The following is a 17,369-nucleotide window of genomic DNA, read 5'->3' on the forward strand; positions in this document are numbered from 1 at the left end:
GGAATTAAAAGAGATGAAATAGAGAAGAGGGACGAAGTTATGGATAATTTGATGAAAAGAATAGAATCTCTTTCTCCAGAAAAAAGAAAGCTATTTGAGACGATGCTAAAAGAAAAAGGAAAAGATGTTTCAAAATATACGCCAAATGCCTTTTCTGGAATACCTTCTGCCAGAGAGCAGGAATTTTACCCTATGTCATCTGCCCAGAAAAGGCTGTATATACTAAACGAGCTTGAAGGAGCAGGTACTGCATATAACATGCCAGGCGTCGTACTGCTGGAAGGAAACATTGATGCAGTACGCTTCGAACAGGCATTCAAGGAGCTAGTAAAAAGACATGAGGCTCTGCGCACATCATTTCATATGGTTGAGGGTGAACCAGTACAAAAGGTTCATGATTACGTGGATTTCAGTATTACGTACCTGGAACTGGATGAAGAAAAAGCAGCAGAAATAGTCAAAGAATTCATAACGCCCTTTGATCTTAGCCAAGTTCCATTACTGAGATTAGGACTTGTAAAAACGAACGAAGACAGGCGTGTTATGATGTTTGACATGCACCACATAGTATCAGATGGTATATCAGTCAATATACTTATGAGTGAGTTTTTGGATTTGTACCAAGGGAAGACCCTTTTGCCACTACGGATACAGTACAAGGATTTTTCTGTATGGCAGAAGGAGATGTTTGCCGGAGACTCAATAAAGAAGCAGGAAGAATACTGGCTCCAGACATTTAAGGGTGATATACCGGTACTGGATATGCCTACTGACTATCCAAGACCGGCGGTACAAAGTTTTGAAGGAGATGCTGTAAGCTTTGAAATAAACCCTGAACTTTCAGTCAAACTAAATAAGCTTGCAACAGATAATGGAGCTACCTTATACATGGTACTGATGGCTGCATATAACGTACTCCTGTCCAGATACACTGGACAGGAAGACATCATAGTTGGAAGTCCTGTAGCCGGAAGGCCCCATGCTGACCTGCAGGGTATCATTGGTATGTTTATAAATACCTTGGCCATAAGGAACTATCCTGAGGGAGAAAAGACCTTCGTCCAATTCTTGCAGGAAGTAAGGGAAAATGCGTTTTTGGCTTTTGAAAATCAGAACTACCAGTTTGAAGAACTTGTAGAAAAACTTAATCTCATGAGGGACATGAGCAGGAATCCTCTTTTTGACACTATGTTTGCACTGCGCACTTCAAACAAGACAGAATTTGCAGCATCGGGTATAAACTTCAAACAATACAACAACTGGCTGGAAGGCAGAAAGGCAAAATTTGACCTTATGCTTGAAGTGGTAGAGGGTCCAGAAGGTATAACATTTAACCTTGAATATTGTACCAGGCTGTTTAAGAAGGAGACAATAAAAAGGTTTGGTACCCATTACATTTCCGTTCTTGAAGAGATAACGGCATGCCCTGAAAAAAGGTTGTGGGAAATTGATGTACTGTTACAGGAAGAAAAACAGCAAATCCTATATACCTTTAACGCTACAGAGGCACAGTATCCTAAAAACAAGACTATCCATCAGCTTTTTGAAGAGCAGGCAGAGAAGAACCCTGATCATGTAGCTGTGGTATTTGAGGGTAAAAAGCTTACATATAGTGAACTCAATAAAAAATCAAATGGGTTGGCCCATGTATTAAGGGCTAAAGGAGTCAAACCGGACAGTATCGTAGGTATTCTGGCAGAACGCTCACTTGAGATGATAGTAGCAATCCTAGGGGTATTAAAAGCAGGAGGGGCATATCTTCCCATAGATCCAGATTATCCTGAGGAAAGAATAAGACATATGCTGGAAGACAGCCGGGCAGTGATCCTGTTGACCCAATCACATTTTATAGACAAATATACATCAATAGGTACAGTAATAAATTTAGAAGATGAGCAGGAATATTCAGATGAACAATATAACTTATCGGAGGTAAATAAACCTTCCGATCTAGCTTACTTAATATATACCTCAGGCTCTACAGGTAAACCCAAAGGGGCAATGATAGAGCATAGAAACATAGTAAGGCTGTTATTTAACAGTAAAATGCAGTTTGATTTTAACGAAAATGATGTATGGACTATGTTTCATTCTATGAGTTTCGATTTTTCCGTATGGGAGATGTACGGGGCGTTGTTATATGGGGGCAGATTGGTGGTAGTTCCTAAAATGACAGCACGCAGCAATGTAGAGTATCTGAGACTTCTAAGGAATGAGAAGGTGACCGTATTAAATCAGACACCTTCAGCCTTCTATAATATAGCCAATGAAGAAGTATCATATGAAGAAAAAGAACTTAAGATAAGATATGTCATATTCGGAGGGGAAGCATTAAAGCCTGCATTGTTGAAGGAATGGAGAAAGAAGTACCCGCAGACTAGACTCATCAATATGTATGGAATAACCGAGACAACAGTGCATGTCACATATAAAGAGATAGAAGAGGAAGAAATTAGATCTAATGTGAGCAGCATAGGAAGGCCTATACCAACCCTTACAACATATGTAATGGATAAGAACATGAAAGTTGTTCCCATTGGAGTAGCCGGAGAGCTTTGTGTAGGAGGAGACGGAGTTTGCAGAGGATATCTTGGAAGACCGGAGCTTACAAAGGAAAAGTTCGTTCAAAATCCGTACAAGCCGGAAGAGAGGTTATATAGATCTGGAGACCTGGTCCGGTTATTATCTGATGGAGAAATGGAATACCTGGGTAGAATAGACCACCAGGTAAAGATAAGAGGCTTTAGGATAGAGCTTGGTGAAATAGAAGCACAACTGCTAAAGCATCCTTCAATTGAGGAATCTTTGGTGATTGCAAAGGAAGACCATCAGGGCAGTAAATACCTGTGTGCATATATAGCGGGAGAAAATGAGCTGACAATATCAGAACTAAGGGAGCATCTCTTAAAAGAACTGCCCGAATACATGGTACCATCATACTTTGTGCAGCTTGAAAAAATGCCATTGACAGCTAATGGCAAGATAGACAGGAAGGCATTGCCTGAACCCGAAGGTAATATAAATACGGGAATAGAGTATGAAGCGCCTATAGGCGAATTTGAAGAGAAGCTTGCACTGATTTGGCAAGACATCCTTGGAATTAAGAAGATAGGAAGAAATGACAACTTCTTTATGTTAGGTGGACACTCTTTAAAGGCTACAAGCCTTGTAGCGAGAATTCACAAAGAGTTCAATATAGACATGCCTCTTAAGGAAATATTTAAGGCTCCAATTATAGCGGAAATAGCAAGGTATATGAAGGAAGCAAAGGAGAGTATATATCAATCCATCCAAACTGCTAAAGAGATGGAATACTACCCTATGTCATCAGCCCAAAGAAGGCTGTATATATTAAATCAGTTTGAAGGAGCAGGGACAGCATACAATATGCCAGGCAGCTTGCTGGTTGAAGGCAGTATTGATCTGGAGCTTTTTCAGAAGACCTTCCAACAGCTTATAAATAGGCATGAGACCCTTCGAACATCTTTCCATTTCATAGAGGGTGAACCCGTCCAGAAGATCAATGATCCTGTGGGTTTTAGTGTAGTGTATCTAGAATCTGACGAAGAAAAAGTGGGGGAAATCGTAAAAGAATTTATAAAGCCGTTTGATCTTGGAATTGCTCCGCTGCTAAGAGTAGGCCTTGTGAAAACGGGAAAAGACAAGCATGTCATGATGTTTGACATGCACCATATCATATCTGACGGTACGTCCATGGATATACTGGTACATGAGTTCATGGATATGTATGGAGGAAATAACCCTTCTTCCCTCCGTATACAGTACAAGGACTATTCTGTTTGGCAGAAGGAACTATTTGCTGGGGACAAAATAAAGAAGCAGGAGGAATACTGGCTCCAGGAATTTAATGGAGAAATTCCTGTGCTGAATATGCCAGTAGATTACCAAAGGCCTGCGGTTCAAAGCTTTGACGGAGGTTTTATCCGTTTTGAAGCAGGCAGTGAGCTTACGGGAAAACTTATTAAGCTTGCAAGGGATAATGGGGCTACTCTTTACATGACATTGCTTGCTTCATACAACATACTGCTGTCTAAGTATACGGGGCAGGAAGATATTATAGTGGGAAGCCCTATAGCTGGAAGACCTCATACAGATTTACAAGACATAATAGGTATGTTTGTAAATACTTTAGCCATGAGGAACTATCCCCAGGGAGAAAAGACCTTTGCTGAGTTTCTAAAGGAAGTAAGGGAAAACTCTATAAGGGCTTATGAAAATCAGGACTACCAGTTTGAAGAACTGGTGGAAAAGCTTAATGTAAAGAGGGATATGAGCAGGAATCCTCTTTTTGATACTATGTTTGTATTGCAAAATACCGGCTCATCAGAATTGAAGATAGATAGGCTTAAGTTTATACCCTATACAAATGAATTTAGAATATCCAAATTTGACTTGACATTAAATGCTCGGGAAACCCAGGAAGGTATTGCATTTGATTTGGAATATGCCACAAGGCTGTTCAAGAAAGAGACTGTAGAAAGGTTTGCAGCCCATTACCTTAATGTTCTGGAAGAGATAACGGTTTATCCTGGAAAAAGGTTGTCAGAAATTGATATGCTTTCACAGGAAGAAAAGCAGAAAATACTATATGACTTTAACGATACAAAGGTCCGGTATCCTAAGGATAAGACTATACATCAACTGTTTGAAGAGCAGGTAGAAAAGACACCCAATAATATTGCTGTAGTGTTTGAAGATAAACAGCTGACTTATAAGGAAGTAAACGAAAAGGCAAACCAACTGGCCAGAAAATTAAGAGAAAAGGGAATAAAACCTGATAGTGTAGTGGGAATTATGGTAGAACGTTCCCCGGAAATGATCATAGGGATCATGGCTGTCCTAAAAGCTGGGGGGGCTTATTTACCCATAGCTCCTGAATACCCTGAAGACAGGATCCAGTTTATGCTTGATGACAGTGGCAGCCAAATTATTCTGATACAGGATAAATTTATAAATGCTAAAGGTAGTTACAGAAATGCTGAATTTATTAGCATAGAAAATCAGGAACTATTTACTGGGGATGTATCAAATCCAAAGTTAATTAGTAAACCTGAAAACTTGGCTTATGTAATATATACATCCGGTTCTACCGGCAAACCCAAAGGGGTAATGATAGAGAACTACTCCGTAATCAACCGGATCAACTGGATGCAGAAGCAATACCCGATAGCTGAAGGTGATGTGATCCTGCAGAAAACTCCCTATACCTTTGACGTATCGGTATGGGAATTATTGTGGTGGAGCTTTACTGGGGCCAAAGTCTGCCTGCTGATACCGGGAGGAGAAAAAAATCCGGAAGAAATCGTGAAGGCAATCGAAAAAAATAAAGTTACCACAATGCACTTTGTACCATCCATGTTGAGTGTATTTTTAGAGTATGTAGAGGAAAAGGGGATAATAGAGGAAATAGCAAGCTTAAAGCAGGTATTTGCCAGTGGAGAAGCACTGAACCTGAAGCAAGTAGAAAAGTTCAACAAGCTGCTGTACAAAGAAAAAGGAACAAGCCTGCATAACCTGTACGGACCAACAGAAGCAACAGTAGATGTATCCTACTTTGGCTGCTCTACGGAAGAAGAATTGGAGCTTGTACCTATAGGAAAGCCCATAGATAACATTAAGTTGTATGTTGTCAGTAAGGAAAAGGGCCTGCAGCCGATAGGAGTAGCGGGAGAACTATGCATAGCAGGGGATGGACTGGCAAGAGGGTACTTGAACAGACCGGAACTTACAGAAGAAAAATTCGCAGCAAACCCATTCGCACCGGGTGAAAGGATGTACAGGACAGGTGACCTGGCAAGGTGGCTGCCTGACGGCAACCTAGAATATCTGGGCAGGATCGACCATCAGGTAAAGATAAGAGGCTACAGGATAGAACTGGGTGAAATAGAGAACCGGTTATTAAAGCATGAAGCAATAAAAGAAGCGGTGGTATTGGACAAAGAAGGAGCTGACGGAAATAAGTATCTTTGTGGATACGTCGTACCGGATCAAGAAATAACCGTACAGGGGATGAGGGAACACTTGTCAAAAGAGCTCCCGGACTACATGATCCCTTCCTACTTTGTGCGGATGGAAAAGCTGCCATTGACCCCTAATGGAAAAATAGACAGGAAAGCATTGCCTGTGCTCGATAGCAATGTTAATACCGGCGTAGAATACGTAGTACCTTCGGGAGAAATAGAGGAGAAACTTGCGCTGTTGTGGCGGGATATCCTTGGAATAGAGAAGGTAGGAAGAAATGATAACTTTTTTATGCTTGGGGGACACTCGTTAAAGGCAACAAGCCTTGTAGCAAGAATTCACAAAGAGTTCAATATAGACATACCTCTTAAGGAAATATTCAAGACACCAACCATCTTAGAAATTGCCAGATATATTAAAGACTCAAAGGAGAGCCTATATCAGTCAATCCAACCGGCAGGAGAAATGGAATACTACCCTATGTCATCTGCACAAAGAAGGCTGTATATACTAAACCAGCTTGAAGGGGCAGGGACAGCATACAACATGCCTGGTATTATGCTGCTGGAAGGAAGCATTGATACAGCGCGTTTCCAGGAAGTCTTCAGGCAGTTGGTAAAAAGGCATGAGACTCTTAGAACATCGTTCCACATGATCGATGGTAACCCGGTCCAGAAGGTTCATGACCATGTGGAATTCAGCGTGATGTACTTTGAAACTAACGAAGAAAAAGCCGCAGAGTATGCTGGGGAATTTGCCAGACCTTTTGATCTTGGCAAGGCTCCTCTGCTAAGGGTAGAGCTTGTAAAAACGGGAGAAGACAGGCATCTTATGATGTTTGATATGCATCACATTATATCCGATGGTGTCTCCATGGACATACTGATTCGTGAGTTTATGGATCTTTATGAAGGAAACAACCCTCCAGCACTTCGGATACAGTACAAGGACTACGCTGTATGGCAGAATAAACTGTTTGATGAGGGCGGAATTAGCAGCCAGGAGGAATACTGGCTCCAAGCATTCCAGGGAGAAATACCTGTACTGAATATGCCGCTAGACTATCCAAGGCCTGTAATACAAAGCTTTGAAGGGGATTTTTTTAGCTTTGAAGCAGGCAGTGAGCTTACGAATAAATTAAACAAGCTTGCAAGGGATAATGGGGCTACGCTTTACATGACACTGCTCGCGGCATACAACATATTGCTGTCTAAGCACACCGGACAGGAAGACATAATCGTTGGAAGCCCTATAGCCGGAAGGCCACATTCAGACCTGCAGGATATCCTTGGTATGTTTGTAAATACCTTGGCTATGAGAAATTACCCCAAGGGAGATAGTACCTTTGTAGAATTCTTGAATGAAGTAAGAGAAAACGCTCTAAGGGCTTATGACAATCAGGATTACCAATTTGAAGAACTGGTTGAGAAGCTTAACTTGAAGAGGGACATGAGCAGAAACCCACTGTTTGATACTATGTTTACCATGCAAAATGCCTCTAAGGTAGAATTTGCAGTACCTGGTATAAGCTTCAGACCTTTTAATAACGGGCTAGAGTATAGAATATCAAAATTTGACCTATCCATTGATGCAATAGAGCGTGAAGATGGTATGGCTTTTAGCTTTGAATATTGTACTCGGCTTTTCAAAAAAGAGACTATAAAAAGGTTGGCGGCTCATTACCTTAACGTGTTGGAAGAGATAACCGCAAATCCGTTTAAAAGGTTGTCGGAAATAAATATGTTGTCCCAGGAGGAAAAACAGCAAATAATCTATGGCTTCAATGATACAAAAGTAGAATATCCTAAGGATAAGACCATACAAGAGCTATTTGAAGAACAAGTGGAAAAGACGCCTGATAACATAGCAGTAGTATTTGAAGATAAATACTTGACTTACGGAGAACTTAATGAAAAGGCCAATCAACTGGCTTGGATCTTAAGGGACAAGGGATTAAAACCTGACAGTGTAGTAGCTATAATGGTAGACCGGTCCATAGAAATGATAATAGGTGTAATTGCTGTATTTAAAGCAGGAGGCGCGTATTTACCCATAGACACCGAATATCCTGAAGAACGAATCAGATATATGATCGATGACAGCTTGGCTGGAATTATTCTTACGCAAGAACATCATAAAGAAAAAATTAAATTTGATCTTGATATTATAAGCTTTGATGACTGTGTGAATTACAACGGGAGAACAGAAAATCTTCCTGTCATTAATAAATCTTGTAATTTAGCATATGTCATTTATACATCAGGAACCACAGGAAAGCCAAAGGGGATCATGATAGAGCATAGAAGTCTTGTCAACATATCTTACGCATGGAAAAAGGAATATAGGCTTGCGGATATGGATGTAAAGCTGTTGCAAATCGCAAGTTTTTCTTTTGATGTATTTGTGGGAGATGTTTCGAGAACGCTGCTCAACGGAGGCCAAATGGTTATTTGTTCATCCGAGGAGAGATACGATCCTGCACGATTATATTCACTTATTAAAACCCATAAAATAACCATCTTTGAATCCACACCGGCACTGATTATTCCTCTTATGGATTATATCCATGATAATGCTTTGATTATTGATAGCCTCAAGTTGCTTATACTTGGATCAGATACTCTCTCTGTGGAAGATTATGAAAGATTACAATCCTGGTATGGAGAGAAACTGCGGGTTGTTAATAGCTATGGGGTTACTGAGTCCACCATAGATTCCAGTTATTACGAAAAGAGACAGGGAAGCTATTTGGAATCCGGGAGTGTACCTATCGGAAAGCCAATGCAAAATATAAAATACTACGTTGTTGACAAACACTTGAGACCTCAGCCTACAGGGGTTTTGGGTGAGTTGTGCATAGGGGGAGAAGGGCTTGCAAGGGGATATCTAAACCGGTCCGAACTGACAGCTGAAAAATTTGTACCTAACCCGTTTATACCAGGGGAAAGGATGTATCGTACAGGGGATCTGGCCAGATGGCTGTCTGATGGGAATATGGAATTTTTAGGAAGAGTAGATCATCAGGTAAAGATAAGGGGATTTAGAATAGAGCTGGGGGAAATAGAAGCACAACTGCTAAAGCACGTTTCAATAAAGGAAGCAGTGGTTATTGCAAGGGAAGATCAGAAGGGAAACAAGTATCTGTGTGCCTATGTGGCAGGGGAAAATGAATTAACAATAGCAGAACTAAGGGGACATCTCTTAAAGGACCTTCCAGACTATATGATACCATCCTATTTTATGCAGTTAAAAAAGCTGCCGCTGACTCCCAATGGCAAAATAGATAGGAAGGCATTGCCCGAACCTGACGGCAATATCGATGCTGGAATAGAGTATGTCGCACCCTTGGGTGAAGTGGAGGAGAAACTTGCGGGGTTGTGGCAGGATATCCTTAGTATAGAGAAAGTGGGAAGAAACGACAATTTCTTTGAGCTGGGGGGACATTCCTTAAGGGCAGCAAATCTTATTGCCAGGATTCACAAAGAGTTCAATGTAAACATACCGCTTAAAGAAATATTTAAGAGCCCAAATATGTCTGAAGTTGCCGAGTGCATCAAGATTGCAAAGGAGAGTGTATTTCATTCTATTGGGCCGGCTGGGGAGATGGAGTACTATCCAATTTCATCCGCCCAGAAAAGGCTGTATATTCTAAACCAGCTTGACGCAGTTGGGATGGCATACAACATGCCTGGTATTATGCTAATTGAAGGCAAACTCGATAAACTGCGCTTTGAACAGGCTTTTAGGGAGCTTGTTGACAGACATGAGTCTTTCCGTACCTCATTCCATATGATAGATGGTAAACCGGTACAAAAGGTCCATAGCAATGTGGATTTTAGTGTTATGTATATGGAAACCGATGAGGAAAGAGCTGCGAAAATAGCCAGTGAATTTATTAGGACCTTTGACCTTGATGAGGCTCCTTTACTTAGGGTTGGGCTTATAAAAGTTGGAGAAGACAGATATATTATGATGTTTGATAAGCACCATATTATATCTGACGGGGTGTCTGACGACATACTGGTAAGAGAATTTATGAGCCTGTATGAAGGTAAGGAACTTCCGGAACTTAAGATTCAGTACAAGGATTTTTCCGTATGGCAGAACAGGCTGTTTGCTGATGGGACAATTAGTAAGCAGGAAGAATACTGGCTCCAAGTATTCAAAGGAGAAATTCCTTTGCTTAATATGCCGCTAGACTACCCTAGGCCAGCTATACAGAGTTTTGAGGGAGATGTGATCAGTTTCAAAGCAGGCAAGGAGCTTGCTGTTAAACTGAACAAACTTGCAGTGAATAATGGTGCCACGCTCTACATGGTACTTTTAGCTTCATACAATGTCCTTTTATCCAAGTACACCGGACAGGAAGATATTATAGTTGGAAGTCCCGTTGCAGGAAGGCCGCATACTGATCTTCAGGACGTTATTGGTATGTTTGTAAACACGCTAGCCATGAGGAATCACCCTCAAGGTGGAAAGACTTTTGTGGACTTCCTTAATGAAGTAAGAGAAAACTCCTTAAGGGCTTACGAAAACCAAGATTACCAATTTGAAGAACTGGTAGATAAGCTTAACCTGGAAAGGGATCTGGGTAGAAATCCACTTTTCGATACTATGTTTGTACTGCAAAATATCGAGGCATCAGAAGTGAAGATGGATGGGCTAAGGTTTATGCCCTATGACAGTGAAGTAAGAATATCCAAGTTTGACTTGACTTTAAACGCTGAGGAAACAGAGGACGGTATTGCATTTGAATTGGAGTATGCTACCAGGTTGTTTAAGAAAGAGTCAGTTATAAGGCTTATTGCCCATTACCTTAATGTATTGGAAGAGGCAGCAGCCTTTCCTGAAAAAAGGCTATTAGAAATTGATATGCTGTCACAAGACGAAAAACATCAAATATTATATGAATTTAATAATACAAAAGCAGGATACCCTCGGGAAAAGACCATCCATCAGATTTTTGAGGAACAGGTGGAACGGACACCCAATAATATTGCTGTAGTGTTTGAAGATAAACAGCTGACTTATAGGGAGCTAAACGAAAAGGCAAACCAACTGGCCAGAAAATTAAGAGAAAAGGGAATAAAACCTGATAGTGTAGTGGGAATTATGGTAGAACGTTCCCCGGAAATGATCATAGGGATCATGGCTGTCCTAAAAGCTGGGGGGGCTTATTTACCCATAGCTCCTGAATACCCTGAAGACAGGATCCAGTTTATGCTTGATGACAGTGGCAGCCAAATTATTCTGATACAGGATAAATTTATAAATGCTAAAGGTAGTTACAGAAATGCTGAATTTATTAGCATAGAAAATCAGGAACTATTTACTGGGGATGTATCAAATCCAAAGTTAATTAGTAAACCTGAAAACTTGGCTTATGTAATATATACATCCGGTTCTACCGGCAAACCCAAAGGGGTAATGATAGAGAACTACTCCGTAATCAACCGGATCAACTGGATGCAGAAGCAATACCCGATAGCTGAAGGTGATGTGATCCTGCAGAAAACTCCCTATACCTTTGACGTATCGGTATGGGAATTATTGTGGTGGAGCTTTACTGGGGCCAAAGTCTGCCTGCTGATACCGGGAGGAGAAAAAAATCCGGAAGAAATCGTGAAGGCAATCGAAAAAAATAAAGTTACCACAATGCACTTTGTACCATCCATGTTGAGTGTATTTTTAGAGTATGTAGAGGAAAAGGGGATAATAGAGGAAATAGCAAGCTTAAAGCAGGTATTTGCCAGTGGAGAAGCACTGAACCTGAAGCAAGTAGAAAAGTTCAACAAGCTGCTGTACAAAGAAAAAGGAACAAGCCTGCATAACCTGTACGGACCAACAGAAGCAACAGTAGATGTATCCTACTTTGGCTGCTCCACGGAAGAAGAATTGGAGCTTGTACCAATAGGAAAGCCCATAGATAACATTAAGTTATATGTTGTGAGTAAGGAAAAGGGCCTGCAGCCGATAGGAGTAGCGGGAGAACTATGTATAGCAGGGGATGGACTGGCAAGAGGGTACTTGAACAGACCGGAACTTACAGAAGAAAAATTCGCAGCAAACCCATTCGCACCGGGTGAAAGGATGTACAGGACAGGTGACCTGGCAAGGTGGCTGCCTGACGGCAACCTAGAATACCTGGGCAGGATCGACCATCAGGTAAAGATAAGAGGCTACAGGATAGAACTGGGTGAAATAGAGAACCGGTTATTAAAGCATGAAACAATAAAAGAAGCAGTGGTATTGGACAAAGAAGGAGCTGACGGAAATAAGTATCTTTGTGCGTACGTCGTACCGGATCAAGAAATAACCGTACAGGGGATGAGGGAACACTTGTCAAAAGAGCTCCCGGACTACATGATCCCTTCTTACTTTATGCAGATGGAAAAGCTGCCATTGACCCCTAATGGAAAAATAGACAGGAAAGCATTGCCCGAGCCTGACGGAAGTATGAGTACGGGAACAGAATATGTAGCGCCGCGGAATGAAGTGGAAGAGAAACTGGTTGAAATATGGCAGGAAGTGCTTGGAGCAAAACAGGTAGGAATAAGGGACAACTTCTTTAAAATAGGCGGAGATTCTATACGTGCAATATCATTAGTCAGCACAATATGCAAAAAGTTGGATATAAACATCCAAGTCAGGGATATATACATGAATCCTGATATTGAGAGATTGTCTGCATTCTTAAAAGTAAAAGATACGGAAGCTTTTAACAGTAAGATGGGTAAAGCAAGGGAAGAACTGGAGTTATTTAAACAGCGAATATTGATGAATGAAACTCTCTCAGAAAAGTTACCTTCGGACATGGAAGATATATATCCGATGAGTCACATAGAGCTGGGTATGATTTATCATTCCAAAAAAGACTATGAAAATGCAGTTTATCATGACCAATTTGCATTTCATCTGAATGACAAAGACTTTGATTTCCCAGCATTTAAAGAAGCGATGCTTCTAATGACGTCAAAACATGATATTTTAAGGACGGTTTTTAATTTAGAAGATTTTGAAACTCCTGTGCAAATTGTTTACAAGGGCAGTAGTCTTGATATTGAGCAGATAGATATCATGAATTTTAGCAGGACAGGGCAGGTTGAGTATATAAACAAATATTTGGAAAATGACAGAGCGAATCCGTTTGATATATCAAAGCCCCTTTGGAGGATAAGAATATTCAAACTTGACGCAAACCATATTTGTCTGGTTCTGATATTCCACCATGCTATCCTGGATGGCTGGAGTGTTGCTTCATTGATTACGGAAGTTTCAAACCTATACTCTAAGCTTAAGCAAGAAAAAGATTATATACCAACACGGCTTAAATGCAGCTATAAAGATTATATAGCAGACCAAATGACAATTAAGGACAACCAGGAAGTAATTAATTATTGGAGAGAGGAATTAAGTGAATATAAAAGGTTGAATATGCCTGCAAATATTCATGGAAAAACAAAAAAATCTTATAAAGTAGACCATGTAACACGCCATTTAAGTCAGGAATTTTTAGGTGATTTAAGAAGTACTGCCAGAAGATATGATGTAAGCTTAAAGACACTTTGCTTTGCTGCATACACTTATATGCTCAATATGCTTTCATACGAGGATGACTTTGTCGTAGGTTTGGTAGAAAATAACAGACCTGTATGCGAAGATGGAGATAAGATGCTGGGGTGCTTCTTAAATACGGTTCCCGTCAAAATGTGTTTTGATAAAATCGATATATGGGAGGAATTGATAAAAGTTGCAGAAAAGAAATTAATAAACTTAAAGCTTTATGGAAGACTGCCTTTATTTGAGATCATAAATATCCTGGGCGGAAAAGAAAACAAAGAGGAAAATCCTTTATTTGATACCATATTCAATTATGTGGATTTTCATATATATAACGAGATAATAAACAAAGAAATCGGTGATGTTAAAGATAGAATTTCAGTTGATGAATATGAAGCAACCAATACAAGTCTTGACTTTACAGTAAGTAATACATTCGATGATCTTAATATAAGCTTGATCTACTCGGACAAAGTATTGGAAAGAAAACAGGCAGAAGAGTGTATAGACTATTTTATTAATATTTTAAATATGTTTATCCATAACCCCAAAGGGTCAGTTGACAAGCTTATTATATTAAGTCATGAAGAAAGAAAGCAGTTGCTGATAGACTTTAATGATACTAAGAAAGACTATCCGCAGGACAAAACCATACATGAGCTGTTTGCTGAGCAGGTGGAAAGGACACCTGACAACATAGCTGTGGTATATGAAGACAAGCACTTGACTTACAGGGAATTGAACGGAAAGGCAAATCATTTGGCCAGAGTATTGAGGAACAAAGGGGTAAAGCCTGACCGTATTGTAGGAATTATGGCCGAACGTTCATTTGAGATGATTGTGGGGATATTTGCCATATTGAAAGCTGGAGGGGCGTATCTGCCGATAGATCCTAATTATCCTGATACAAGGATAAAGTATTTGTTGGACGATAGTGGTTCCCAGATCCTTTTGACCTCCAGGACCTTTATGGAAAATAAGCAGATTGATGCGGATATTATATATCTGGAGGAAGAATATTTAAATGAAGAGAACTCAAAGCTTGAAAATGTAAACAAACCCTCGGACCTTGCGTACGTCATTTATACATCAGGTTCGACAGGGAAGCCCAAAGGTGGAATGATTGAGCATACTAGCGTTGTAAACATAATTACAGCCCTCCAGGCCATGTATCCGCTTAAAGCGGAAGACGCTTTTCTATTTAAAACAACTTATACCTTTGACGTATCCGTAGCTGAGATATTTGGCTGGTTCCTCAACGGAGGAAAGCTTGTAATATCACGCCAAGGTGTGGAAAAGGAAGCTATGGAGTTAGTAGAGGTAATAAACAAGCATAAGATAACCCATGTAAACTTTGTACCATCAATGCTGAATATAATGGTACAAACTTTAAAAGATAATGGTATAAAACTGCCATCAACTCTCAGGTATATTTTTGCTGCTGGAGAAGCGCTGCCCAAAAAGCTTGTCCATGAGCTTTTCGATGTCTCAGAGAACACATCTCTGGAAAATATCTATGGGCCTACAGAGTCCACGATATATGCAGCGGGTTACAGTATAACAAAGAAAATAGCAGAAGAACTTATAACAGTACCTATAGGGAAAGCTTTACAGAATGTATACCTTTATATACTGGACAAGCACAACCAATTAACTCCTGTAGGAGTGGCCGGTGAACTTGTGATAGGTGGAAGCGGTCTTGCAAGGGGCTATTTGAATAGACCTGAACTGACAGCAGAAAAATTTGTACCTAACCCGTTTATTCCCGGCGAAAAAGTGTACCGCACAGGGGACTTAGTAAGGCGGCTTCCTGATGGGAACATCGAATTCATGGGCAGGATCGACCACCAGGTAAAGATAAGAGGCTTTAGAATAGAGCTTGGAGAAATTGAAGCACATCTGGTGAAGCACACTGCTATTAAGGAAGCAGTGGTTATTGCAAAGGAAGAGCAGCAAGGGAAGAAGTACCTGTGTGCATATATTGTAGGGGAAAATGAATTGACCATTTCCGAGCTAAGGGAGCATCTCTTAAACGAACTACCTGACTACATGGTACCAGCATATTTCATGCAGCTGGAACAGCTGCCATTTAATGCCAACGGTAAAATTGATCGGAAAGCATTGCCTGAACCACAGGGGAATATTAATACCGGAGTAGAGCATGTAGTTCCTAGAAACGAAAGAGAAGAAATACTGGCCAAAGTATGGGAAGACGTACTAAAAACTGAAAACATCGGGGTAAAAGATAATTTCTTCAGCCTTGGAGGAGACTCAATAAAAGCCATACAGGTAATGTCGCGTCTTAACGTCCATGGGCTAAAGCTCGAAATGCGGGACTTATTCAAACATCCTGTAATTGAGGAACTCGTCGAATATATACAATCTACAAGCCGAAGAATTCATCAAGGCCCGGTAGAAGGCATAGTACCGATAACACCTATACAAAGATGGTTGTATAAACAAGACAGCAAGGATATCCATCATTTTAATCAGGAAATAATGATATATGGGCGTAACGGATTTGAAGAAGCTATTATTCGAAAAGTATTGTCAAAGCTTGTAGAGCACCACGATATTTTTAGAACAGTGGTAAAAATAGAGGATCAAAATATACTCCAATACAACAAAAACCTTGAAGGTGAACATTTTTCATTGGAAATTGTAGACCTTAGGGACAGCTATAATTACCGGGAAAAAATAGAGCTGGAAGCGTCGAGGATTCAGAGGAGCATGGACTTGTATAACGGTCCTTTAGTTAAGGTTGGTCTGTTTAAGACTAAAGAAGGGGACCACCTGCTAATAGCTATTCACCACCTTGTAGTTGATGGGGTATCGTGGAGAATCATACTGGAAGATTTGGACATAGGATACAGACAGGCGCTAAACAATGATGAAATAAAATTCAGCAACAAGACCGACTCTTTCAAAGATTGGGCACAGAGGCTTGATGAGTATGCCAATAGCCCTGAACTATTAAAAGAAATAAATTACTGGACCAATTTGGAAAAAACTGAAACAATACCGCTTCCAAAAGACCGAGAGATTGAAGAAAGAAGGTATATGAATAACAATAGCGTCAAGATCGAGCTGAGTATTGAAGAGACTGAGAAGATGCTAAAGCGGGTAAACCATGCTTATAACACAGAAGTAAACGACATATTGCTTACCGCCTTGGGATTAGCAGTGAGGGAATGGACCGGAAATGATAAGGTTCTGATCAGTCTGGAGGGGCACGGCAGGGAGGAAATCATTAAAGACATTGACATAAGCAGGACCGTGGGATGGTTCACCACCCAGTATCCCGTGGTGTTAGATGTCAGCGGACAACTCGATATTTCCCGCATGATCAAATCGGTAAAAGAAAACATCAGGCAGATACCTAACAAAGGGATAGGTTACGGCATACTAAAATATCTTACCTTGCCGGAAAACAAAGCCGATTTAAATTTTAATCTAAACCCTGAAATAAGCTTCAATTACCTCGGTCAATTCAACCAGGATAATGTAGACAATTTATTTGGAGTGTCTGATATTCCTGCCGGAGAGTCTACAGGACCAAACTATAAAAGTGAGTATTGTATTGATATTAACGGCGGAACTGTAGAAGGCGGGAAGCTGGAATTAAACTTTAGCTACAACCAGGGCGAGTATGAGAAGAGTACTATTGAAGGGGTAGCGGTGAGTTTTAAAAAGCATTTAGTAAACATAATAACCCATTGTGCAGAAATGGACTATTCAGAAGCTACACTCAGTGATTTTACAGTAGACGATCTGAATATGGATGAGTTTGAAGACGTATTGAATAACTTCGAATAAAAAGAGTTTGT

At 40.4% G+C, this 17,369-nt stretch carries 1 protein-coding gene; it reads left to right on the forward strand.

The genetic code is table 11. From position 1 onward, the window contains the following. The first annotated feature begins 39 nt into the window (after window positions 1–39). The gene (locus NSS94_RS12150; protein WP_341039367.1) at window positions 40–17,358 is read left to right on the forward strand and encodes a non-ribosomal peptide synthase/polyketide synthase; all 17,319 of its coding nucleotides are present in this window, start codon (window positions 40–42) and stop codon (window positions 17,356–17,358) included. Window positions 17,359–17,369 lie beyond the last annotated feature (11 nt).

The organism is Paenibacillus sp. FSL L8-0644, from assembly GCF_038008165.1.
GTDB classification, from domain to species: Bacteria; Bacillota; Bacilli; order Paenibacillales; family Paenibacillaceae; genus Paenibacillus; species Paenibacillus polymyxa_D.

Bases quoted from the DNA above. Each gene is read 5' to 3' on its own strand.
- NSS94_RS12150 (WP_341039367.1), top strand. From the start codon at position 40: ATGGATAATTTGATGAAAAGAATAGAATCTCTTTCTCCAGAAAAAAGA.